Below are 21,076 nucleotides of genomic sequence, written 5' to 3' on the forward strand. Positions count from 1 at the left end.
CGGGGCAGAACACGGACGGCCGCCGGTCAGTCGTCGTTGCCAACCTGCTCGTGTTTGTGGAGCAGCGCCATCCGGGACCGCAGGTCCTCACCGCGCCGCTCGTAGGCCCGAATCCGGTACTTGTAGGCAGCAGAGACGATGATGAGCCACGCGAGAACGAGCCCGAAGGCGGTCGGGGCCGTTGTCGCGACCAGCGCCGTAAACACCACCGAAACGACAACGTTGCCGACGGCAACGACCCGCAGGACCGGCAACGGGAGCTTGTAAATCGAGTACTCGTAGCGCTGGGGGAACACCTTTGGCAGGTTCCACAGCGCGACCCCGCCGACCATGAACGCGACGAAGATGCCGGTAACAACCACGACGACGAGCCAATCAAGGACGTCGGGGCCGACGACTGCATCAAGCGTGCCGGCGAACGGAGCGGCCGCAAGCGGCGGGATGCCGAGCAACACGACCGCGCGATTCGGAGTGCCGAACCGCCCGTGGACCTTCGCTAGCCCGCCCGGGACGACCTCATCGCGAGCGGCCCGCATGACGGTTCTGGAGTACGAAGTAAACAGCGTGTTAATCGTCGTCGCGCCGGCGACAAGCGCCGCCAAGGAAATAAACAGAATGCCGGCAGCCGGGATGGTGCCCTCGGCGACGGCCGCGAGGCCACCCTCGACAGGCTCACCCTCAGTGACGCTGCCGCCTTCGGGGACCGTCTCCGGGTCAATCGTCTGTTCCCACGGGACCGCCCCGACGAGCACGAAGATAACGGCAATCGAGACGACGGCGACAAGCCCCATGCCGATGGCGAGCACTCGCGGGATGTTTTTGACGGGGTTTTCGAGCTCCTCGCCGATTTCGATTATCATGCCGAACCCCTGAAACGGGATGTACAGCAGCACGACCGCAAAGAGGAACGGCGCGAGCCCGCCGGCAAACAGGTCGTCGGGGAACATCGGGGTGTAGTTTCCAGTGTCAACGGCCGGCCCCATCCCGACGACAAAGGTCACGAGTCCGGCGAGCAAGAACAGTACCATTCCGATCTGTACCGCCGCGACGATTCGCAGGCCGACGTAGTTGAGCACTAAAAAGAGCCCGACGATACCCCAGACGGTAAGCGTCGTCGAGACCGACACACCGGCGACGGTTGCGGCAAGCCCGTCGAGGTACTGTGCGAACCCAAGCGCCGCAAACAGGATGTACGACCACACTGCGAGTACCGGAATCGCGACCCCAATCATTCCCCAGTAGGGTCCCACGAGCCGCGAGCCGTAGACGTAGATACCGCCGGCAACCGGAATCGCACCGCCGAGCTGTAACAGGAGCAACACCCCAAGTATCATCGGGAGAATGGAAACGAGTATTGCCATCGTGATGCTCGGGCCAGCAACGGCCGCCATCTGTGTCGGGACGATGAAGATACTCATCCCGACTGCCGTCCCGACAAGTAGCGCGACGGCTCCCCACAGTCCCACCTGTTCGTTAATCAGTTTGAAATCGTCAGCCGACATCGTGTGGTATGAGTCACCGTTTCATTCGAGGGCCTTGAACTTACGGGGCGTTCAAGGAGAAAACCGGTGGAGAAAACCCCCGGCGACGAAAGGCGGCTGCTTGAACGACCAGTCAGTTACGACCGAACAACCGCTCCAGAAGCGACCGGTCTTCTGGGCGTTCAGCCATGAGCACCGAGGTGTCAAGCTCCTCCAGGACGGAGAAGGTCAGCGAGCCGCCGACGATTCTGGCAAGCAGGCCGCGGCCGGTCGCGCCGACAACGACGAGTGTCCTGTCCGTTGCGGCTCGTTCGATTGCCGACTCGACATCACCGGTCTCGACAAGCAGCTCGGCGTCTTCGAGGCCTTGGTTGGTTGCCCACTCCGTAATGAACTCCCGGCCGGCCTCGGTGTCGCCGTCGTCGGCAACATAAAGCACCGAGACATCGGCGTCAAGCGTATCCCGAAGCGCACGGGCGACATCGGCCGACAGCGTCGACGAGTAGCCGCCGGCGGTCGGCAACAGCACCTTCGAGGGGTCGAACTCCCGTTCGTTCAGCACGAGGAAATCACAGGGCAGGTCGTAGGCGAGTTCGTCGAGCGCTCCCTCAACACGGCCCCCGGCGAGTCTCGTGCCGCCGTATCCCATCACGACCGTGTCTGCGCCGCTGCTGCGGGCAGCATCGAAAACCTCCTCAATACCACGGTGTGAGAGAACGGTCTTTGTCTCAATGTCTACGTCGAACGCTTCGGCGTCCGCTTTGGCGTCGGCAAGCAGCCGCTCGGACTCGGCTCCGATGTCGTCTCTGTCGGCGGCGGCCTCCAAGGCAGTCTGGTCCGGAACCTGTACGATATGGGTCGCCAGCACGTCCGCATCCTGTTGCTTTGCGAGCGCACCGGCAAGCGTCACGAGCGCCGACTCTGTGCGCGGGTTCGAGAGTGCGACCATGATGGTCCGAGACTCTTCGGCGCTTCCGTTCGGCGCGACGGCCTCGGCGGCGTCAACGACCGGAGACGGCATCCGCTCGCCGCGCTCTAGAATATGCTTTGCCAGCACGCCCTGCTTCTCGGTATGGTGGCGGGCATAGAGGAAATACCACGCGATGGCTCCGAGAACGAACAGCGCCGAGAGGGCGAGTTCGATACCACCAACGACGAGAACGAGCCCCAAGGAGAGCACGATACCCGCAATCGGCGTAATCGGGTACAGCGGAACCCGGAAGTCGGGGTCGTATTCGGGAACGTCCGCCTCCCGGAAGACGATGAGAGCGGCGTTCATCAGCGCGTAGACGATGAGATGGAGCACGCTTGCAGCCTGTGAGAGAATCTCGATAGACTGTCCAAGCAGGATGATGAAGACAAGTATCATTCCGCCGGTCAGCAGAATCGAACGGTACGGCGTCGCGTAGTTCGGGTGAATCTCGTTGAGCCAGTTGGTAACGATTTTGTCCCGACCCATCGCGAAGTTGATACGCGCCGACGAGAGGATGGAAGCGTTGGCCGACGACGCCGTCGCCAGCAGTGCGCCGACTGTCATCACCGCAGCAGCGGCGGTTGCGACACCACCGATGGGGCCGATGGACTCGGGGAAGGCGACGCGGGCAACTTGGTCAACCGGTGCGCTATCGCTGAGTTCCGGCCACGAGACGACGCCGAGCATCACCGTCACGAGAATCGCATAGATGACAGTAACGATGGCGACGCTACCGATGATGGCGATCGGAAGATTACGGCCGGGGTTTTTCAACTCTTCTGCGACGGTGGCTATTTTCGCATACCCAAGGAACGAGACGAAGACGAGCGCTGTCGCTGGCAGGATAGCACCGTAGCCGCCGGTCGCTACGGGCGCGAAGCCGGCCTGCTCTGCGGGCAGTCCCTCCCCGACGAGCGTGCCGTAGTCAAACGAAAAGAAGCCGACGATGGTGAGCACGGTGAGGATAGCGAGCAGAATCGTCACGATAACCGTCTGGATATTGCCGGTCTCCTTGGCGCCGATATAGTTGATAACGATAAATATCGCGCCGGCGATCAGCGCGCCGACCTGAATCTCGCTCAGGATGAGCAGGCTCGGCAACCCGACGAAGGTGACGAGATACTGACCGAAGCCGATGCAATAAAACGCGGAGGCGAATGCAAGTCCCATCCAGTCGCCCATCCCGGCGATAGAGCCGAACATCGGCCCGAGCGACTTGTTAATGTAGTAGTAGCCACCGCCAGCTTTCGGCATGGCGGTGCCGAGCTCCGAAACAGAGAGCGCGTTGACCATCGCAACGAATCCACCGAAAATGAACGAGACGACAACGATCGGGCCGGCGTCGTGTGCGGCAACACCGGGAAGCACGAAGATACCGGCACCAATCATTGTCCCGATACCGATTGTCATCGCCGAGACAAGGCCGAGGTCCTTGGCGAGTTCTTCGTCAGCCATCAGTCGTTACCTCCGGCTCATCACCCGAAAACGCATGTTGCAATCTCATGTTACTGCTCCCGTGGAAGCGCAACGACCGGCACTGCCGCCTCAGTGACGAGTCGCATCGATGTATCTCCTGAGAGGAACCGAACGAGGCGTCCGCCTTTGCGGGCAACAAAAACGACGCTCGTCGAGTCGGTTTCAACCGCGAGGTCGAAGAGCGCGTCGACGATATCGGTGCCGTAGACGATTTCGGTCCGAACATCGGTCTCGTCGCCGAGCCGGGCGTCGACGATATCGAGCATCTCCCGGGCATCTTCTTCCCGTTTCCCCATCGGAGCCTTGTCGATGCCGCCGCCGGCCTTTTCAATCGCGTGAGCGGCGATAACCCGGTCAACATCGTCAAGGTGGGGTTGCAGCGCCGCACACGTTTCGACCGCATCCTCGTCCGTTGCGACGGGCATCAGGACGCGTTGTAGTAGTGTCATAGTAGGTACAGCGTTCCGAACCGGCGACAGCAGCGCCCGCAGCCACCGGCCTGGGACGTCTATCGCCCGATAGCGGGCCGTCTCTGTTAAGCGTTTAGGAAGTACGTGGTGGGGTCCAGTCTCACGAGGTCGTAAAGCCGGCGTCCTCGTCGTACTCTTCGAGAACCCATTCGAGCTCCTCAATCGCGCGCAGGACGGCGACCTCGGCGGTGTCTTCATACTCCGAGGACGGCGGGTCGTAATCGTCGTATTCGGACTCCAATTTCTCGATTCGCTCCTGTATCTCCGATGCAGTTCGCATGTCCGAACCGAGCCGCGGCACCCTCTTTGACCTTGCGGCACGGACCGCGACTGGCAGGACGGCCGCCGCCGTAACGGCCATCCGCATCGAAGCCATACCTGCGGTATGTCCGATACCGACGGCGAGCGCAACGACATCCCCGACAGCGACGACGAGTGGCGCAAGCGGCTCTCGGAGGAAGAATACCGAATTCTCCGGGAGGCCGGGACTGAGCCGAAGTTCTCGGGCGACTACCTCGACAAGGGCGACGACGGCGTCTACCGCTGTGCCGGCTGTGGGGCGACGCTTTTCGACTCGGAGACGAAATTCGACTCGAACTCGGGGTGGCCGTCGTTTTATGCGGCCGAAGACGATGCTGTCGAGTTCCGGGAAGACCGAAGCCACGGGATGGTCCGCACCGAGGTCGTCTGTGCCCGTTGTGAGGGCCACCTCGGCCACGTCTTTGACGACGGCCCGGAGCCGACCGGCAAGCGCTTCTGTATGAACTCCGTCGCGCTCGATTTCGACGACGGAAAGTAACAATCCTCAAATATAGTGGTCGACAACGGCCTCACAACGATGGCTCCGAACGATGGGACCGGACTCGGCCGCCGTGACCTGTTCCGTGCGACCGCGGGGGCGGCGGCAGCCGCGGCCGCGACCGGAACCGCGTCAACGGCGTACGCACAGGAAACGTTCGACTACGACGGCTGGTTCGAGGACGTGCCGAACTACGATGGCACGGTCGACATGACCGGCGAAGACGAAGTCGTCGTCGACGTCGGCGGTGGGGCTGCCGGGCTGACATTCGAGCCCGCTGCCATCCATGTCGACCCCGGAACGACCGTCGTCTACGAGTGGACCGGTGAGGGCGGCGGCCACAACGTCGTCGAACAGGAAACCGGCGACCGATACGAAAGCGAGCGAACCGACGAAGCGGGGACTATCTACGAGGTCACCTACGAGAGCGACGGCATCTCGAAATACGTCTGCGTCCCACACATCGCCAACGGCATGAAGGGCGCTGTCGCCGTCGGCGACGGCGAGGGCGTCCCGGACATCACCGAGGGCGAGACACTCATCGGCGGCCCCGAAGAGGAAGACGACGACGAACCGGAGGACCTCCCGCCAGCGTTCGAGATGGACAGCGAAGTCTTCGCCATGTTCGGCGTCGCCGGGCTGCTCGCGCTGCTGTCGCCGCTCGGCGTCCTCTACCTGATGCGTCGCCAGAACGGCGGCGAGCCGGAGTAGCAGGGCGGAACCCGGTGGGCGACCCCCGGCGGATTTATACACGGGGCTGCAAGTATACGTCATGACCGACCTTTCGCTTTCGGCCGACCAGCTCGACCGCTACTCGCGGCACATTATTATGGACGATGTCGGGCCGGAGGGACAAAAGCGGCTGCTCGATGCGAACGTGCTCTGTATCGGGGCCGGCGGCCTCGGCTCGCCCATCATCCAGTATCTCGCCGCCGCCGGAGTGGGCACGCTCGGCATCGCCGACGACGATGTCGTCGAACGGTCGAACCTCCAGCGGCAGGTCATCCACGGTGACGACGATGTCGGGCAGCCGAAAGTCGAGTCGGCAGCAGCCTTCGTCGAGGCGTTGAATCCGGACGTGACCGTCGAGCCGCACGAAACGCGCGTGACCGCCGACAACATCGACGGGCTGTTGGCGGAGTACGATGTGGTCGTCGACGGCTCCGACAACTTCGCGACCCGATATCTGGTCAACGACGCCTGCACGCTCGCCGGCGTCCCCTTTGCCCACGGCGCAATTCTCCGTTTCGAGGGACAAATAACGACCTTCGAGGCGACACCCGAGGGCCCCTGCTACCGGTGTCTCTTTCCGGAAGCGCCCGAACCGGGGACGGTACCGGACTGTGCGACCGCCGGCGTTCTCGGAGTCCTTCCGGGGACCGTCGGCTGCATACAGGCCACCGAGGCGGTCAAGCTCGTATTGGGCCACGGCGAAACGCTCGATGGGCGGATGCTCTTCTACGATGCCGCCGACATGAGCTTCGAGGAGATCCCCGTCGAAAAGCGGCCGGACTGTCCGGTCTGCGGCGACGGCGGCGTCGAGTCGGTCCACGACGTCGACTACGAGTCGACCTGCGCTATCTGACGGACGGACATGGCGGCCGCCGCCGCTTGTGTGCGGTCTGCTCGTGGTGGCGCTTGACTCGGTCGACGACAGCGGCGTCGACGCCGAGTTCGGAGCATATCGCGTCCGTCGTCCGGTCGTCCGCAACGAGCCGCTTGAGAACGGCATCGACGGTTGTGTACGGCGCGCCGAAGTCGGCACGGTCGGACTGACCGGGGTAAAAGCCCGCCGTCGGTGGTTTCTCAGCGATGAACGGCGGCACCTCAAGCGCGTCGGCGAGCCGTTCGACCTCGGTCTTATAGAGGTGGGCAAGCGGTAGCACGTCGGCGGCACCGTCGCCGTGCTTCGTAAAGTACCCCAGTAGGTGTTCGCTGCGGTTTGTCGTCCCGACGACGAGCCGCTCCATCGCGTTGGCTGTGAGATACAGCATCGACATCCGCAACCGGGCAACGAGGTTTCCGCGCACGACGGGGTCGCCGTGGAGGTCGACCGGCCCGGGGACCATATCACCGAAACAGGCCAAAAGCGGCTGTAGGTGTATCGTCTCGTGGTCGATGCCGAGTACGTCGGCGACGGTTTCGGCATCCTGTGCGCTCTTGGAGCCGAGTTTGCTGCTCGGAAGCACGAGACCGTAGACCCGCTCGGAGCCGAGCGCTTCGACAGCGAGCGTCGCCGTCGTTGTCGAGTCGAGGCCGCCGCTCAGACCGACGACGACGCCGTCGGCGTCGGCCGCGTCGACGGTCGTCTCAATGCAGTCGACCGCCTCCGCAGCCATCGCCTCCGTGTCGGCGCGAAACGAGACGCCCGGCGGCAGAGCATCGGTCATGGGCAGTCCCGGAGGCTGAGTGAACGAACCTTCCGTCGAATACAGTTCATATGTACGAACGTTTCGCTCTTGCCGATAAGTCTTGGCAATAGGGATATTATTATGCCTCTTACTGTTGGGAGGCGTACTAGTGGGTCGGCGGCGTGTGGGCACCGCTACCCGGAGCACAACAAAACCGCACAGATGGCAAAAGCCAGTCGTCAGTCGTCTTCGAGCGGAATCACGAGCACGGGTAGGGTTGATTCGGTGACGACATCCTGCGAGACGCTCCCAAGCATCCGGCGTTCGTGGCTGTCGGCTCCGCGAGTGCCCATAACGATGAGATCGGCGCCGACCTCGTCGGCGTACGCTCGGATTTCTTCGCCCGGTCGACCGCGGCGGACCACGGCCTCGCTTTCGAGGTCGGCGTCGTCTGCCGCCGCGGACAGTTCGTCGACGGCTTCCTGGGCCTCGGTGGTGAGTTCTTCCTCGACGGCGTCTTTCAGGTGTTCATCGAGCGTGAGAAACACGCCTTTGTCGATGACGGAGATGCCATGCAGTGTCGCCCCACGGTCGGCCGCGATAGCGACCGCTTGGTCGATGACTTCCTCCATCTGTTCGCCGCCGTCGGTCGGAACGAGGATATCGTCGTACATCGCCTTCACACGAGGTTCCACGCGGAGCCTCAAAACCGGTTCGTTCGGTCCCGGAAGCCAGGACAAAAGCAGCCACTACAGAGTAAAAACCAACAGCAACAACCCGAGATGCCAGAAGAAAGCAGCGCTCGCGACCGCGGGCTTCCGCGGCGAAACTGGGGGATTCCGGAACAGCGCCTCGTAGAGAAAGAGCGTCGCAACGAGGCTGCCACCGACAAGCCCTTCATGGAGCGTGACAGCGGCATGGAGGCTGGCGAGAGCCCCCATTAAGAGGGAGGCGAGTATCGCGCCCAAGAGCTGTTCGTAGTATCCCGCCATCGTATTTGACGCTTGCCGGGCAGCAAACAAAAACCCTCGACCGCTGTTCGAGTCCGTGAGACCGGCTCAGTCGTCGGTCAGCCGCTTGACGGCAGCCACGATATCGTCGACGCTCCGTTTTTGGTCGCGATTTGCGGCGGAAATCTCGTCGAGTTCGTCGGTGAGCCGCTCGGAGCGGTCTGCGAGTTCGTCGACCACACCGGCAATCTGTTCGGTACTGGCAGCCTGTTCGTCCATCGCCCGTGAAACCTCGTGGATGCCGTCGCTTGCGCCCTCGACAGCCATCTCGATGTCCTCAAGCGCCGCCAGCACGTCGCGCACCTCCGTCACCGAGTCGTCGATTGCGGTGTTGGTCTCGTCGAGATTCTCGACGGTTCCAGCAGCGTCGTCCTGTATCTCGCTCACCATCTCGTCGATGCGGCTGGCTTGCTCCTGTGATTTTTCCGCCAGCGATTTCACCTCGTCGGCGACGACACCGAAGCCGTCGCCGGCCTCGCCGGCGCGGGCGGCTTCGATAGAGGCGTTCAACGCAAGGATGTTCGTCTGGTCGGCGATGTCGTCGATGACATCGACGATTTCGTCTATCTGCCCAACCCGGTCGTGCAGTGTCTCGACATCCTCGGTGACGCTTTCGGCAGCATCGGTGACCGACCCCATCGTCTCGATGGCCTCCTCGGCGGAGGCCCGGCCTTCCGTCGCCAGTTCGTCCGCTTCGGCGCTTTGGGTCGCCACGTCGTCGGTCGTCGAGGCGACCTCTTCGACCGTCGCGCTGAGGCTGCCGACTTCGTTTGCGACCTCGCGGGCGCTTTCGGCCTGGTCGTCGGCCAGCGTCGCGATTTCGTCGCTACTGTCGACGATGCGGTCTGTCACTGACTTGAGCTCCTCGATGGGTGCCTGTACCTCCTCGGTGACATCCTGTTGGAGCTGCGTGCATTTTTCGACCTCCTCCTCGAGGCGTTCGCTGTAGGAGTGAATGTAGGTGTCCATCGCGACCTGCTGGTCGAGGTTCATCGCCTTCAGCACCGACGACATCCGGTCGAAGGCCTCGTCGACGGCCGCCGCAGCCTCATCACCATCGAATTCTGATTTGATATCGTCAGCAATGGCATCGGCAATGCCTTCATAATAGATGGTGTAAGCGCCGAGATACGCCTTCGGCCCCAGGTCCAGCATGTCGTGAATCTTGCCCACCCTCGCCCGCCGGTCGAAATACGACTGGCCGTAGTCGCCGTCGGCGAGGTTCAGCAGATACTCCCGCTGGGTCTCTTTGAGCATTTCGACGGACTTCGTCGACGAATCGATGACGTCGACCGTCTCCGGATGGGACTGCAGGTGGTCGTAAAAATCTTCGACGAGGTCGTCGGCGATTCGCTCGAAAGTACCGGCATGCTCGGCAAGCGTCTCGGCGTCGTCTTCGTCAAACCGGGTGAACTCCTTGCGCCACTCGATTTCGTCGGCATCGATACCGATGTCGTCGGTAAGCTGACTCCCATCGAGTGCACCCCTCGCTTCGTCTGTGACTTTCGCTGACATCCCGCGGCTCATTGGCTGATTAGTAGCTCTCTAATGCATATATTTAATATGTAGTTCTCTATCACCGCATGAGTGTGTGGTGTTCACAATACTTGTGTATCCTCTGAGCGGAATGTCTCCCCAGTCCACCGCCAGCAGCCGACCACTGGCTCTTCGCCGGCAAGAGAGACGATGAGATACGAGTATCCCGGCCACGCCGCGAGTTCGGCGTCCGTCCGGCTTGGCTCGCCGGGTCCGTCCGGATGAGAGTGATAGAACCCGACGACATCGAGGCCGGCGGTGTCGATGCTGTCGAGCAACGACAACTCCTGTGTGGGCGCGATTTCGTAGCGCGTTCTCGGCCGTTCGGCGGCGTTGCGGGCGCGGTAGGCTCGTTCGACAGTCGAGCAATCTTCCCCGTGGTGGCCGGCAAGAGCGCCGACGACCTCCTCCGGTGTGCCAGCGCGGGCGTGGGCGACAATGGCGTCCCGGACCGCCGCGGGTAGTCGCAGCGTCATCCGTCGGCAGCCAACGGACGGGCCATCCACGGGGCTGGGCTGTCGCGTTCTGTCGGCGCACACAGCGCCGCAAGCGTCTCCAGCGTCTCCAACACGCGGATTCCAGGGCGGTTTGTTAGATGGTGGCCGTCCATCGCGTAGACACGGCCGTTGCGGACCGCTCGGAGGTCGTTCCAGCCGGGGCGTTCGGTGAGGTCTGTCCGGTTGTCGGCGGTCTGTTCGAGGTCGAACCCACAGGGGGCGGCGACGAGTACGTCCGGGTCGTACTCGCGTATCGTCGCCCACTCGCGGGGCATCGAGGCGTCGCCGGGGTCGGCAAGCCCGTACTCGCCGCCGGCCCGTTCGACGAGTTCTGGAACCCAGTGGCCGGCGACCATCGGCGGCGAGAGCCAATCGAGGACGGCGACGGTCGGCCGGCGTGAGCGACCGGCCGTGCGGTCGGCGACGCGGTCCATCCGGGATTCGAGCGCCGCCGCAAGGCGGTTTGCCCGTCGGTCCTTCCCGAGCGCCGCGCCGATGCGTTCGATATCCCCCAGAATGTCGTCGACACTGTGGGGGTCGGTCGTCACCAGCCGGCAGTCGAGTCCGAGGTCCGCAATCGCGGCCTCGACCTGTACGGTATCGACCGCACAGACCTCACAGATACCCTGTGAGATGACGATATCGGGGTCGACGGCCGCGAGCGTCTCCCGGTCGATGGCGTAGACGCCGCCGTCGGTTTCGGCTTCGTGGACCTGTTCGTCTATCGTCTCGCTGTCGGCGTCGGCGTCGATACGGGATTCGACGACGGTCGGGGTATCGGCGACCGACGGCGGGTAGTCACACTCGTGGGAAGTGGCTGCGGGGTCGACGCCGAGGGCGGCGACAATCTCGGTCGCCGACGGGAGAAGCGAGACGACGGTGGGGGGCACAGTCTATGCGGACGTTGGGCCGGCGGCAGTATCAACCTGCCGACGGTGGTTACATCGACTCGGGGGCCTCGACGCCGAGGATATCAAGGGCGTTAGCCATCGCATGGCGGGCCGCCGCAACCAGCGCCAGCCGCGCACGCCGGACCTCGGCGTCGTCTGCGGTCGTGACCGGACACTCCCGATAGAACGTGTTGAACCGGTCGGCCAGCCGCCGGGTGTACGTGGCTATCTTGTGCGGTTGGTGGTCGTCGGCCGCCGACTCGATGACACCCGGAAGGCGGGCGACCGTCCGGAGCAGGTCGCGTTCGGCGTCAGTGTCGAGCGGCGCGATAGTGGCCTCGGGGTCGAGCCCGTCGGCTTCATCGAGGATACCGCAGCAACGCGCGTGCACGTACTGGACGTACGGTGCCGATTGTGCTTCGAAGTCAAGCGCCCGGTCCCACTCGAAGGTAATCGCCTTGCTCGGCTGCTTGGCGACGATGTCGTAGCGGACCGCGCCGATACCGACCTGCTCGGCGATGCGTTCGACGTCCGCTTCGTCGAGGTCGTCATCGCGAAGTCGGTCACCAAGGCGGGTCTCGACCTCCTCGCGGGCGCGGTCGATGGCCTCATCGAGCAGGTCATCGAGCTGAACGCCTGTCCCGCGGCGGGTCGACATCTTGCCCTCAGGAAGGTTGACATACGAGTAGATGACGTTGTCGAGCTGGTCGACATCGTTGCCGAGAAGCGACAGCGTCTCCCGGAGTTGGCTGGCCTGCAGTTTGTGGTCCTCACCGAGGACGGTCACCGCGCGGTCGTAGGTGTCGAACTTCCATTCGTGGTGGGCGATGTCGCGGGTGGTGTACAGGGAGGTGCCGTCAGCCCGCAAGAACACGAGGTTCTTATCGATGTCCGCAAACGCCAGTTGCCAGGCGTCGTCCTCGTAGACAGCGCCATCGAGGGCTTGCAGCCGGTCGACGACATCGTCGGTCGAGCCATCGCGCATGAACTGCGTCTCCTTGACAAACTCGTCGAACTCCGCCGGCAGGCGCGCGAGACACGCCTTCATGCCGTCGAGAACGGTGTCGACGACCTCGCCGACGCGCTCGTAGGTCGCTTCATCACCGTCTTCCAGCCCCTGCAGAATGTCCTGTATCTCCGCTTCGGCGGCCTCGACGGCGTCGGGGTCGGCGTTTTCTAGATATTCGTTGCCCTTGCGATAGTACCGGACCATGCGGTACTCGGCGCGGTCGCGGGCCGGCTCCGGGAGGTCGGACTCGTCGAACGTCTCGTAAGCCCACGTGAAGACGGCCATCTGCCGGCCGGCGTCATTGACGTAGTAGTGGCGGTCGACATCATAGCCGGCATACGAAAGCAGGTTCGCAACGGCATCGCCGATGATCGGGTTCCGCGCACGGCCGACGTGGACCGGCCCCGTCGGGTTGGCCGAGGTGTGCTCGACGACAACGGAGGTGTCTTTCGAGTCGAGTTCGCCGAACCGCTCGCTTTGGCCAGCTTCGAGCGCTTCCTCGAAATACGCCTCGCTCGGGAAGAAGTTGAGATACGGCCCCTGCTGTTCGATACGGCCGACGTATTCCCGGCCGGCGGCGTCGAGTTCGGCTGCGAGTTCTCCCGCGACAGCCGGCGGCGGTGCCTCGGCCGCAGACGCAAGCCGAAATGCGACGCTGGAGGCAAAGACGGCGTCGACATCCTCGGGCGGTTCCTCGATACCGAGGTCGTCGGTCGGATAGCCGCAGGCGTCGAGGGCCTCCGAGAGCGCCGTCTCGACCTCTCGGCGGAGTTCGATGAACATACCCGTCGTTCTCGGGCGGCAACTAAAGGGGTTTCCGAAGCGACCGGAGCACGACAGCAGAAAAACGCGACAGACTCAGAGCGGGTCGACGGCATCGCCGGCACACAGCGCCTGCAGGCAGTCGACCGGCGTTTGCTCGTCGTCGCCGTCCGAACGCGGGTACAGTCCCGCGAGGTCGCCGTCTCGGCGGATGGCCACGGCGGCACACGGGACATCGATGGCGTTACCGCCCGCAAGCGACCGGAAGTGCGGTGTGAGTTCCTCTTTACCGACCGCGTCGACGAACTCCTCGTAGCAGGACGCGACATCGCTCTCCTGCCAGGTCCGAACGGAGATGTCTTCGAGCACGCCCGCCGCACGAAGCTGCCTGAAGCCGTCACGCAACTGCTGCTGACGGCGCTCGGCATCGCCGTCGGCCGCTTCGTCGAGGTAGAGCGTTATCTCGCCCGAGACCGGCTCTCTGTCCGCAACCTTGATTATGAGCTGTTCAGCTTTGTCGCCAGTTCCCCTGAAGTCTAGCCCCCGAAGCATACTCGAACGTGACGTGTAGACAAATAAAAGGTTTTCTGCGACCCACCTATATGGTAATGAAACACTATTAACGGATATATACTGCATGGTAGAACCGGGCTCGAGCGGGGCCAGTATTTGAAAACATGAACAAACAGGACGGCCGAGATGGACAAACGGAACACTCGGGGACTCGCGGAGCCATTCAGCCGAACCGCGGCCTTTAGGGAGGGCGACAGCAAATGCCGGGTATGCCGAAGCAGGTTGGGGACCCGGACTACCACAGCGAAAACCACACCGCCGCCCAGACCTGCGGCTGGACGGCAAACGCTCTGCGCGGCGAGGGGCGATGTTACAAGAACCACTTCTACGGCATCCAATCGCATCGCTGTATCCAGATGACGCCGGTCGTCAAGTGCAACGAGCGGTGTGTGTTCTGTTGGCGGGACCACGCCGGCCACGCCTACGAACTCGGCGATGTCGAGTGGGACGACCCCGAGGCAGTCGCCGACGCGTCCATCGAACTCCAGCGGAAACTGCTCTCGGGCTTTGGCGGCAACGACGAGGTCCCACGGGATGTCTTCGAAGAGGCGATGGAGCCGAGACACGTCGCTATCTCGCTTGACGGCGAGCCGACGCTGTACCCGTACCTGCCGGAACTCATCGAAGCGTTCCACGACCGGGACATCACGACGTTTCTCGTCTCGAACGGTACTCGGCCGGAAGTGCTGGCCGAGTGTGACCCGACACAGCTGTATGTCAGCGTCGACGCCCCCGACCGCAAGACGTTCGGCGAGGTCGTCAAGGCCGTCGAAGACGACGCGTGGGACCGCCTCATCGAGACGCTCGATGTCCTCGCGGCGAAAGACGAGACTCGCACCGTCTTGCGGACGACGCTGCTGAACGGCTACAACATGACCAACCCGGCGTGGTATGCGGCGATGGTCGACCGTGCCGACGCCGACTTCGTCGAGCTAAAGGCGTTCATGCACGTCGGTAACTCCCGAGACCGGCTGGACCGGGAAGTGATGCCCGACCACGAGGCGGTCGTCGAGTTCACCGAGTCGATACAGTCGTTCCTGTCGGAGTTCCCCGTTCTCCGGGATATCGAGGCCTCCCGCGTTGCGCTGTTGGCCCGTGATGAAGACACGTGGGTGCCGGAACTAAAGGGCGGCTCCGAGTTCTGGACCGACGGGACGTACGCAAAGAGTGACTGAAAACAGCCGTTGACGACAGCGTTTTACGTTCCCGAGGCAAAATCCGAAGTACAGTTTCCACTGGAACCCGTTTTCCGTTTCTGTTATCCATACCACATTCGTTACGGTTAAGACAGTGAGACACGTAGTCGACGGTATGTCACAGACAACCGAGCGGGTCGGAGCCGACGAGCTATCGACGCTGAAGCTCGTCGCACTCGACGGGGCTCTCGATGGCCGCGTGACAGTCACGTGTGCCGACCTCGCCGACCGGCTCGACGCATCGAACCAGACCGCCTCCCGCAGGCTCCAGCGGCTGGAAGCCGCAGCGCTTGTCGAACGGGATATGACCGGCGAGGGCCAGCGTATCGCTGTCACCGAAGCGGGCGAGCGGGCGCTACAGCGAGAGTACGCCGACTACCGCCGGCTCTTCGAAGGCGACGCCGACGTGACGCTTTCGGGCGTCGTCACCAGCGGGATGGGCGAGGGGAGACACTACATCTCCCTGTCCGGTTATATGCGGCAGTTCCGCGAGCGGCTCGGCTACGAGCCGTTTCCGGGGACGCTGAACGTCGACCTCGACGACGGAAGCGTCCGAACGCGGGCGCGGATGGACGCGCTCGACCCCGTCAAAATCGATGGCTGGGAGGACGACGAGCGCACGTACGGACCAGCGTTCTGCTGGCCTGCCGTGCTGGAGACGGCCGACGGTGACCGCTACGGAACCGCCCACGTCATCGCTCCGGAACGGACACACCACGGCGACGACCAACTGGAGATTATCGCCCCGGAAAAGCTCCGTGAGACGCTCTCGCTCGACGACGGTGACACCCTTAGCATCCATGTCTCGGAGTAGCGACACCGCGACGGCCGACCGCGGCGTCGACGCGGCGGTGTCAGCGTTCGCTGCCGGCCAGCCCGTCCTGGTACACGACGCCGCCGACCGCGAGGGCGAAGTCGACCTTGTCTACCCCGCGGGCGCGGTTGCGCCGGCCGATGTCGCCCGGATGCGCAACGACGCCGGCGGCCTCATCTGTGTCGCGCTCTCGGATGCCGTCTGCACGGCGTGGGAACTGCCGTTCAGGCAAACGCTTGTCGACCACCCGGCCGGTGCGTCCCACGAGCTCGACTACGACGAGCGGTCGTCGTTCTCGCTGACAGTCAACCACCGCGACACCTTCACCGGCATCACCGACAGCGACCGCGCGCTCACCATCGCCGAACTCGGCGCAGCGGCCGACGACATCCGGCGCGCACGGACCGTCGCCGGGGAAGACGCAACCGGAGCCATCGCGCCCGACGCAGAGGCGTTCGCCGAGCGGTTCCGCGCGCCCGGCCACGTCCACCTCCTCCGTGGCGCGCCGGACCTGCTCGACGACCGGGAGGGCCACACCGAACTCGGGTTGGCGCTTGCGGAGGCGGCAGGCGTCGCACCGGCAGTGGTCGTCTGTGAAATGCTCGACGACGAAACCGGTGAGGCGTTGTCGCCAACGGCCGCGAGAGCCTACGCGGACCGCAACGGCTTCCCCTACGTCGAAGGCAGCGACATCGTCTCTCGGCTTGGGTAAGCCAAAAAAGAGCGTCTGAAAGGCAGTTCTATTCGGTTTAGAAGGTTTCGAGGTAGCGGTCGAGTTCCCACTCGGAGACGTCGACGAGGTACTCCTCGAACTCCTGTGTCTTTGCTTCGACGAACTTCTCGCTGATGTGCTCGCCGAGGGCATCGAGGACGACCTCGTCGGCTTCGAGGGCATCGACAGCCTCGCCGAGGTTGCTCGGCAGCGTCTCGATGCCGTATTCGTCGCGCGTGTCCTCGTCGAACTCGTAGATGTTGTCCCGGACCGGGTCGGGGCAATCGAGGTCGTTTTCGATACCGTCGAGACCGGCGTGAATCATCGCCGCGAAGGCGAGGTATGGGTTACACGACGGGTCCGGCGAGCGCAGTTCAATGCGCGAGGCCGCCGGAATCCGGGCGGCCGGCTTGCGAACCAGCGCCGAGCGGTTGCGGTCCGACCACGCGACGTAGACGGGGGCCTCATAGCCCGGCACCAGCCGCTTGTAGCTGTTGACCGTCGGGTTCGCAACCGCCGTAATCGCCGGCGCGTGCTCGAGAATGCCGGCGAGGTACGAGCGCGCGGTCCCCGAGAGGCTGAACTCGTCGTCCTCGTCGTGGAAGGCGTTTTCGCCGTCCTCGAACAGCGACATGTGCGTGTGCATGCCCGACCCGTTGATACGCGGAATCGGCTTGGGCATGAACGTCGCATGCAGGTCGTGCTGAGCGGCGATGGCACGGACGACAGTACGGAAGGTAGCGACGTTGTCGGCCGTCGTCAGCGCGTCGTCGTACTCGAAGTTGATTTCGTGCTGACCGCGGGCGACCTCGTGGTGAGAGGCTTCGATTTCGAAGTCCATCGATTCGAGCCCGTAGATGATGTCGCGGCGGACATCGGACGCGAGGTCCTTCGGCGCGAGGTCGAAATACCCGCCGTGGTCGGCGGTTTCCGTGGTCGCGCGACCCTCATCGTCTTCCTCAAAGAGGAAGAACTCCGGCTCGGGCGCGAAGTTGATGGAGTAGCCCATCTCCTCGGCGCGGTCGATGGCGCGCTTGAGGACGTACCGCGGGTCACCCTCGAACGGCTCGCCGGTCGAAGTGTTGTAGACATCACAGATGAGTCGGGCGGATGCGCCGTCCTCGCGTTTCCGCCACGGGAGAATGGCGAACGTTTCCGGGTCCGGGATGAGCCGCATGTCGGACTCCTGAATGCGGACAAAGCCCTCGATAGAGGACCCGTCGAAGTAGATGCCCTCGGTGAACGCCTTCTCCGCCTGGTCGGCCGGAACGGAGACGTTCTTGACCGTCCCGATGATGTCGGTAAATTGGAGTCGAAGGAAGTCGACGTTCTTTTCTTCGATTTCGTCTACGACTGCCTGTGCCTCTTTGGTAAGCCCACCGTCTGCGGCGACGTTATCGTTCGTCATCTTTCTTGTCGTCTGTTCCGATGCGTCCCCTCATTAAAGCGTTGCTGCTCTGCGCAAATCTCCCCCGTTACTATAGAGAAGTGAATATTCGTAAACTTCTAATCCCCCCAGTGAGTAGGCGGGTGTAATGACGTACGAAAATCTCGACAAGAAGTTGGTGAACGCGCTGCTGGAAGACGGTCGAGCCTCCCTGCGGTCGCTCGGCGAGGACCTCGACGTGTCGGTGACGACGGTGTCGAACCACATCTCGGACCTCGAAGACGACGGCATCATCGAGGGGTATACTCCGGTCGTCAACTACGGCAAACTCGGTTACGACGTGACTGCCATCATCCAGATGAAAGTCGAGGGAAGTTCGCTACCGGACATCACCGACGACCTCAGAGAGCACAAGCATATGGTCTCCGTCTACGAAGTCACCGGCGACCACGACATCATCGCCGTCGGGAAGTTCACCGATACGGACCACATGAACGAACAGATCAAGGAACTACTCGTTGACCCGGAGATCAAGGAGTCGAACACCAGCGTCGTCCTCAACACCGTCGCAGAAAACGAGCAGTTCGAACTCGACTACTGAGCGGCGGGCAGTTTCTTGACACTCGGCGACCAAGAGAGGTGTATGGCAAGCCGCGTGGAGTTCAACGCGACCGTCTCGACGATGTTCGGCCTCTTCCTGTTCGTCGTCGCTGTCGGCAACGTCGTCGCCGGGAGCACGCCGTTTGCGATTATGTTCGGCGCGCTCGGATTCGTCTTTGTCTCCCTGTCGAGCTACATCAGAAGCAACCCGGACGCGTTCGAGGACGGCGACGAGGAGGTCCCCGACCGCTGGATTCGAATCGTACGCGGTGGGGGTGGGCTCGTCCTGCTCGCAGCGGCGGCGTTCGTCGTCGCGCTTGCGCTCGGTTAGCGCTCTAGGCAGTAGTCAACGAAGTTCTGGAGAATCTGTAGCCCCGTCTCGCCGGACTTCTCGGGGTGGAACTGCGTGCCGAAGACGTTACCCGCCTCGTTGGCGACGATGGCGGGAAACTCGACGCTGTAGTCGGTCGTTGCGACGACAGCGGCGTCGTCATCCGGCGCAGCGTAGTAGGAGTGGACGAAGTAGGCGTACTCGCCGTCGATGCCCTCGACAATCGGATGGTCACGGGCCACGTTGAGTTCGTTCCAACCCATGTGCGGGACCTTCTGTCCCTCGTCGAAGCGGACGTTACGCCCGGGGACGAGGTCGAGTCCGCGAACATCGCCCTGTCCGACGGTCTCGGCTTCTTCGCTTGAGGTAAGCAGCATCTGCATCCCGAGACAGATGCCGAAGAGCGGCTGGCCGTCAGCAGCGGCCGCAACCAGCGCCTCCCGGAACGGGCCGGCGTTTTCCATCCCCTCGCTGAACGCGCCGACGCCCGGAAGCACGATACCGTCGGCGGCCGAGAAGTCGTCGGGGTCCGCCGAGAGCGTCACCTCGGCACCCGCGCGTTCGAGCCCGCGGGTGACACTCCGGAGGTTCCCGAGCCCGTAGTCGACGAGAACAACCTCCGCAGTCCGGTCAGTAGTGTCCATACGCCTTCTTGACAGGCCGTGGGCAAAGTGGGTTTCCATCCCGGCGGTGTTGGCGACGTATGCTACGATGCCGAACGGACCGGCCAGTGCCGTCAGAACTCGCCGAGTCGCGACTGGCCGCCGGCGCTGTCGTCAAGAAACCCGACAGCCGCATCGAGCGCGGCGTCGAACTGCTCTCGCTGGCTTGGGTCATACAGCGTCGCCGCTGGATGGACACAGACGAGGACGCGCCGGGCGGTGCCGTCAATGCGGGCGTCATAGATAGCACCCGCAGCCTCCGTGACGGCGACAGACCGGTCCAGCAGATGCTCGGCGGGAACTTTTCCGAGAGCGACGACGACATCGGGGTCGACAGCCGCGATTTCGGCGTCGAGGTACGGCCGGCAGTTGCTCCGCTCCTCGGCGGTCGGGTCACGGTTGTCCGGCGGCCGGCAGCGGACACAGTTTGTGATGCGGATATCCCGCCGCGAGAGGCCGCGGTCCCGAAGCCCCTCGTCAAGGACGTCCCCGGAGCGGCCGACGAACGGCTCGCCCACCTCGTCTTCCGTCTCGCCGGGGGCTTCGCCGACAAACAGTAGGTCGGCATCGGTCGGACCGACGCCGTTGACGATGCGGCTCCGGGAGGCACACAGCTCCGAGCAGCGTCGACAGTCGGTCACGTCGACGTCGTCTGTCATACCCGACGGTCGTCGCCATCGGTGTTAACCCCGCCGGATTCGGCCGGCAGTCGCCCGCCGCGTCGGGCGTCGTCGGCGCGTCCTGCCAGTCGCTTTGCGACCCGCAACGGGTCCGGCCGCCGCTCGTGTGTGTAGGCGTCGACCACGCGGTCGGTTTCGTCGGCACCGAGGCCGACACTCCGGGCGAAAAGCGGTGGGTCGGCCTGAAGCCGCCGGCGCGGCGGCAGCGACCGGTACGTCGCCAATCGGTCGTCTCGGGCGTCGCCGTCGAACGCGTCCTCGATGGCCGATTCGAGCCCGTCGCTTGCTTCGAAGGAGACAGCGACGACCGGACGGTCGATACGGTCGGCAAGTACCTGGAGGTCGACGACGTTATACCACGCCAGCGCGACGCCCGCGAGGAAAACATACTGGACATCGGGGCGGTCAAGCCGCTCCCAGAGGTCAGCGACGGCACCGGTCCCGTCGGACCCACCGACGGTACAGGTCCCGAAAACGAAGTCGTCTACAGTCCGGTCGGCACGGACGACAGCGCCGGCCAGCGTACTCTCTGTGGTTCCATCGTCGGTGCCGCGGAACGACTCTGCGATGCCGACGGCCCGACGGCCGGGCTTCACTCGCCCTGCAGCCGCTCGTAGGTCTCCAACAGGTCTTCGCTCGAGGCGTCGTCGTACTCGAATTCGACTTCGCCGTCGTGGGTCGGCAGCGTCGACTGGCCGCCGTCCTCGATGTCGTCAGTATCGAGTTGCTGGTTTTCCTGTTCGGATTCGTCGTAGCTTCCGAACCCCATGGTCGTTTGTGACTATTCGCTCCAGCAGTGTAAATGATACGCCGCCTGCACAGATGCCGAATCGTTGGCTATCCCGATGCCGTCGTGGGAAATTATTC

The 21,076-nt window shown here is 63.5% G+C and carries 25 protein-coding genes; 8 read left to right on the forward strand and 17 right to left on the reverse strand.

From position 1 onward, the window contains the following. Positions 1 to 26: 26 nt before the first annotated feature. The 4 genes from NP_RS00105 to NP_RS00120 form a co-directional block, all read right to left on the reverse strand. Positions 27 to 1,502: an APC family permease gene (locus NP_RS00105; protein WP_011321750.1), complete on the reverse strand. Its 1,476-nt coding sequence runs from the start codon at positions 1,500 to 1,502 to the stop codon at positions 27 to 29. Positions 1,503 to 1,614: 112 nt separating this feature from the next. Further along, positions 1,615 to 3,909, reverse strand: a complete 2,295-nt coding sequence (locus tag NP_RS00110) for an amino acid permease (protein ID WP_011321751.1) — start codon at positions 3,907 to 3,909, stop codon at positions 1,615 to 1,617. A gap of 50 nt (positions 3,910 to 3,959) precedes the next feature. Further along, a complete protein-coding gene (locus NP_RS00115) occupies positions 3,960 to 4,355 on the reverse strand; it encodes a universal stress protein (protein WP_198408091.1) in 396 nt (131 codons plus the stop codon). A gap of 145 nt (positions 4,356 to 4,500) precedes the next feature. Then, on the reverse strand, positions 4,501 to 4,776 hold the full coding sequence (locus tag NP_RS00120; RefSeq protein WP_232503977.1) for an SPX domain-containing protein: 276 nt from the start codon (positions 4,774 to 4,776) through the stop codon (positions 4,501 to 4,503). A 9-nt stretch (positions 4,777 to 4,785) separates the two neighbouring features. Here NP_RS00120 and msrB point away from each other — a divergent pair, with 9 nt between their 5' ends. The 3 genes from msrB to ubaA all read left to right on the forward strand — a co-directional run bounded on the left by msrB (position 4,786) and on the right by ubaA (position 6,784). After that, entirely contained in the window at positions 4,786 to 5,199 is a 414-nt protein-coding gene (msrB, locus tag NP_RS00125; RefSeq protein WP_011321754.1) for a peptide-methionine (R)-S-oxide reductase MsrB, read from the forward strand. Between the two features lie 39 nt (positions 5,200 to 5,238). Further along, entirely contained in the window at positions 5,239 to 5,910 is a 672-nt protein-coding gene (locus NP_RS00130; RefSeq protein ID WP_011321755.1) for a halocyanin domain-containing protein, read from the forward strand. Between the two features lie 61 nt (positions 5,911 to 5,971). After that, positions 5,972 to 6,784, forward strand: a complete 813-nt coding sequence (gene ubaA, locus NP_RS00135; protein WP_011321756.1) for an SAMP-activating enzyme E1 — start codon at positions 5,972 to 5,974, stop codon at positions 6,782 to 6,784. Here ubaA and NP_RS00140 read toward each other — a convergent pair. The 8 genes from NP_RS00140 to NP_RS00175 all read right to left on the reverse strand — a co-directional run bounded on the left by NP_RS00140 (position 6,777) and on the right by NP_RS00175 (position 13,806). Continuing rightward, the gene (locus NP_RS00140) at positions 6,777 to 7,538 is read right to left on the reverse strand and encodes an NAD+ synthase (protein ID WP_394296339.1); all 762 of its coding nucleotides are present in this window, start codon (positions 7,536 to 7,538) and stop codon (positions 6,777 to 6,779) included. The genes ubaA and NP_RS00140 overlap by 8 nt on opposite strands. Before the next feature lie 251 nt (positions 7,539 to 7,789). Then, positions 7,790 to 8,224 (reverse strand): universal stress protein, encoded by a 435-nt coding sequence (locus tag NP_RS00145; RefSeq protein ID WP_011321758.1) that lies wholly within the window; start codon positions 8,222 to 8,224, stop codon positions 7,790 to 7,792. A gap of 75 nt (positions 8,225 to 8,299) precedes the next feature. Further along, complete coding sequence (locus tag NP_RS00150) at positions 8,300 to 8,542, reverse strand: hypothetical protein (protein ID WP_011321759.1); 243 nt, start codon at positions 8,540 to 8,542, stop codon at positions 8,300 to 8,302. 66 nt (positions 8,543 to 8,608) lie between these two features. Then, positions 8,609 to 10,087 carry a globin-coupled sensor protein gene (locus tag NP_RS00155; protein ID WP_011321760.1) on the reverse strand — a complete coding sequence of 493 codons (1,479 nt, stop codon included), beginning with the start codon at positions 10,085 to 10,087 and terminating at the stop codon, positions 8,609 to 8,611. A gap of 71 nt (positions 10,088 to 10,158) precedes the next feature. Continuing rightward, on the reverse strand, positions 10,159 to 10,572 hold the full coding sequence (locus NP_RS00160; protein ID WP_011321761.1) for a desampylase: 414 nt from the start codon (positions 10,570 to 10,572) through the stop codon (positions 10,159 to 10,161). Beyond that, positions 10,569 to 11,483, reverse strand: coding sequence for an ABC transporter substrate-binding protein (locus NP_RS00165; RefSeq protein WP_011321762.1), 915 nt, complete (start codon positions 11,481 to 11,483; stop codon positions 10,569 to 10,571). Before NP_RS00165 ends, NP_RS00160 begins: the two co-directional genes overlap by 4 nt. 49 nt (positions 11,484 to 11,532) lie before the next feature. After that, positions 11,533 to 13,275 carry an arginine--tRNA ligase gene (argS, locus tag NP_RS00170; RefSeq protein WP_011321763.1) on the reverse strand — a complete coding sequence of 581 codons (1,743 nt, stop codon included), beginning with the start codon at positions 13,273 to 13,275 and terminating at the stop codon, positions 11,533 to 11,535. 75 nt (positions 13,276 to 13,350) lie between these two features. Then, a complete protein-coding gene (locus NP_RS00175; RefSeq protein ID WP_049939372.1) occupies positions 13,351 to 13,806 on the reverse strand; it encodes an HTH domain-containing protein in 456 nt (151 codons plus the stop codon). 221 nt (positions 13,807 to 14,027) lie between these two features. On the opposite strand from NP_RS00175, the gene twy1 reads away from it, so the two are divergent. From twy1 to ribB, 3 genes are all read left to right on the forward strand, one after another. Further along, on the forward strand, positions 14,028 to 15,002 hold the full coding sequence (gene twy1 / locus NP_RS00180; protein ID WP_011321765.1) for a 4-demethylwyosine synthase TYW1: 975 nt from the start codon (positions 14,028 to 14,030) through the stop codon (positions 15,000 to 15,002). Positions 15,003 to 15,138: 136 nt separating this feature from the next. Beyond that, positions 15,139 to 15,837: a DUF120 domain-containing protein gene (locus NP_RS00185; protein WP_011321766.1), complete on the forward strand. Its 699-nt coding sequence runs from the start codon at positions 15,139 to 15,141 to the stop codon at positions 15,835 to 15,837. After that, positions 15,824 to 16,549, forward strand: a complete 726-nt coding sequence (gene ribB / locus NP_RS00190) for a 3,4-dihydroxy-2-butanone-4-phosphate synthase (protein WP_011321767.1) — start codon at positions 15,824 to 15,826, stop codon at positions 16,547 to 16,549. Before NP_RS00185 ends, ribB begins: the two co-directional genes overlap by 14 nt. Positions 16,550 to 16,586: 37 nt before the next feature. Here the strand turns inward: ribB and glnA are convergent, their stop codons facing one another. After that, positions 16,587 to 17,957 (reverse strand): type I glutamate--ammonia ligase, encoded by a 1,371-nt coding sequence (glnA, locus tag NP_RS00195; RefSeq protein ID WP_011321768.1) that lies wholly within the window; start codon positions 17,955 to 17,957, stop codon positions 16,587 to 16,589. A 127-nt stretch (positions 17,958 to 18,084) separates the two neighbouring features. Here glnA and lrp point away from each other — a divergent pair, with 127 nt between their 5' ends. Together lrp and NP_RS00205 are read left to right on the forward strand one after the other, a co-directional pair. Beyond that, positions 18,085 to 18,537: an HTH-type transcriptional regulator Lrp gene (gene lrp, locus NP_RS00200; protein WP_011321769.1), complete on the forward strand. Its 453-nt coding sequence runs from the start codon at positions 18,085 to 18,087 to the stop codon at positions 18,535 to 18,537. Positions 18,538 to 18,579: 42 nt separating this feature from the next. After that, positions 18,580 to 18,867, forward strand: coding sequence for a hypothetical protein (locus tag NP_RS00205; RefSeq protein WP_011321770.1), 288 nt, complete (start codon positions 18,580 to 18,582; stop codon positions 18,865 to 18,867). On the opposite strand, the gene hisH is transcribed toward NP_RS00205, so the two are convergent. From hisH to NP_RS14290, 4 genes are all read right to left on the reverse strand, one after another. Beyond that, positions 18,864 to 19,511 carry an imidazole glycerol phosphate synthase subunit HisH gene (gene hisH / locus NP_RS00210; RefSeq protein WP_011321771.1) on the reverse strand — a complete coding sequence of 216 codons (648 nt, stop codon included), beginning with the start codon at positions 19,509 to 19,511 and terminating at the stop codon, positions 18,864 to 18,866. The two genes, NP_RS00205 and hisH, sit on opposite strands and share 4 nt — an antisense overlap. Positions 19,512 to 19,603: 92 nt before the next feature. Next, positions 19,604 to 20,188, reverse strand: a complete 585-nt coding sequence (locus NP_RS00215; RefSeq protein WP_011321772.1) for a uracil-DNA glycosylase — start codon at positions 20,186 to 20,188, stop codon at positions 19,604 to 19,606. Beyond that, positions 20,185 to 20,805, reverse strand: coding sequence for an endonuclease dU (locus tag NP_RS00220; protein WP_011321773.1), 621 nt, complete (start codon positions 20,803 to 20,805; stop codon positions 20,185 to 20,187). Before NP_RS00220 ends, NP_RS00215 begins: the two co-directional genes overlap by 4 nt. Then, positions 20,802 to 20,978 carry a DUF5786 family protein gene (locus NP_RS14290; RefSeq protein WP_011321774.1) on the reverse strand — a complete coding sequence of 59 codons (177 nt, stop codon included), beginning with the start codon at positions 20,976 to 20,978 and terminating at the stop codon, positions 20,802 to 20,804. Before NP_RS14290 ends, NP_RS00220 begins: the two co-directional genes overlap by 4 nt. Between the last annotated feature and the right edge of the window lie 98 nt (positions 20,979 to 21,076).

Source organism: Natronomonas pharaonis DSM 2160, assembly GCF_000026045.1.
In the GTDB taxonomy this organism is placed as follows: Archaea; Halobacteriota; Halobacteria; order Halobacteriales; family Haloarculaceae; genus Natronomonas; species Natronomonas pharaonis.

Coding starts and splice junctions, on each gene's coding strand:
- NP_RS00105 (WP_011321750.1), bottom strand. CDS start 1,502: ATGTCGGCTGACGATTTCAAACTGATTAACGAACAGGTGGGACTGTGG.
- NP_RS00110 (WP_011321751.1), bottom strand. CDS start 3,909: ATGGCTGACGAAGAACTCGCCAAGGACCTCGGCCTTGTCTCGGCGATG.
- NP_RS00115 (WP_198408091.1), bottom strand. CDS start 4,355: ATGCCCGTCGCAACGGACGAGGATGCGGTCGAAACGTGTGCGGCGCTG.
- NP_RS00120 (WP_232503977.1), bottom strand. CDS start 4,776: ATGGCTTCGATGCGGATGGCCGTTACGGCGGCGGCCGTCCTGCCAGTC.
- msrB (WP_011321754.1), top strand. CDS start 4,786: ATGTCCGATACCGACGGCGAGCGCAACGACATCCCCGACAGCGACGAC.
- NP_RS00130 (WP_011321755.1), top strand. CDS start 5,239: ATGGCTCCGAACGATGGGACCGGACTCGGCCGCCGTGACCTGTTCCGT.
- ubaA (WP_011321756.1), top strand. CDS start 5,972: ATGACCGACCTTTCGCTTTCGGCCGACCAGCTCGACCGCTACTCGCGG.
- NP_RS00140 (WP_394296339.1), bottom strand. CDS start 7,538: ATGGCTGCGGAGGCGGTCGACTGCATTGAGACGACCGTCGACGCGGCC.
- NP_RS00145 (WP_011321758.1), bottom strand. CDS start 8,224: ATGTACGACGATATCCTCGTTCCGACCGACGGCGGCGAACAGATGGAG.
- NP_RS00150 (WP_011321759.1), bottom strand. CDS start 8,542: ATGGCGGGATACTACGAACAGCTCTTGGGCGCGATACTCGCCTCCCTC.
- NP_RS00155 (WP_011321760.1), bottom strand. CDS start 10,087: ATGAGCCGCGGGATGTCAGCGAAAGTCACAGACGAAGCGAGGGGTGCA.
- NP_RS00160 (WP_011321761.1), bottom strand. CDS start 10,572: ATGACGCTGCGACTACCCGCGGCGGTCCGGGACGCCATTGTCGCCCAC.
- argS (WP_011321763.1), bottom strand. CDS start 13,275: ATGTTCATCGAACTCCGCCGAGAGGTCGAGACGGCGCTCTCGGAGGCC.
- NP_RS00175 (WP_049939372.1), bottom strand. CDS start 13,806: ATGCTTCGGGGGCTAGACTTCAGGGGAACTGGCGACAAAGCTGAACAG.
- twy1 (WP_011321765.1), top strand. CDS start 14,028: ATGCCGGGTATGCCGAAGCAGGTTGGGGACCCGGACTACCACAGCGAA.
- NP_RS00185 (WP_011321766.1), top strand. CDS start 15,139: ATGTCACAGACAACCGAGCGGGTCGGAGCCGACGAGCTATCGACGCTG.
- ribB (WP_011321767.1), top strand. CDS start 15,824: ATGTCTCGGAGTAGCGACACCGCGACGGCCGACCGCGGCGTCGACGCG.
- glnA (WP_011321768.1), bottom strand. CDS start 17,957: ATGACGAACGATAACGTCGCCGCAGACGGTGGGCTTACCAAAGAGGCA.
- lrp (WP_011321769.1), top strand. CDS start 18,085: ATGACGTACGAAAATCTCGACAAGAAGTTGGTGAACGCGCTGCTGGAA.
- NP_RS00205 (WP_011321770.1), top strand. CDS start 18,580: ATGGCAAGCCGCGTGGAGTTCAACGCGACCGTCTCGACGATGTTCGGC.
- hisH (WP_011321771.1), bottom strand. CDS start 19,511: ATGGACACTACTGACCGGACTGCGGAGGTTGTTCTCGTCGACTACGGG.
- NP_RS00215 (WP_011321772.1), bottom strand. CDS start 20,188: ATGACAGACGACGTCGACGTGACCGACTGTCGACGCTGCTCGGAGCTG.
- NP_RS14290 (WP_011321774.1), bottom strand. CDS start 20,978: ATGGGGTTCGGAAGCTACGACGAATCCGAACAGGAAAACCAGCAACTC.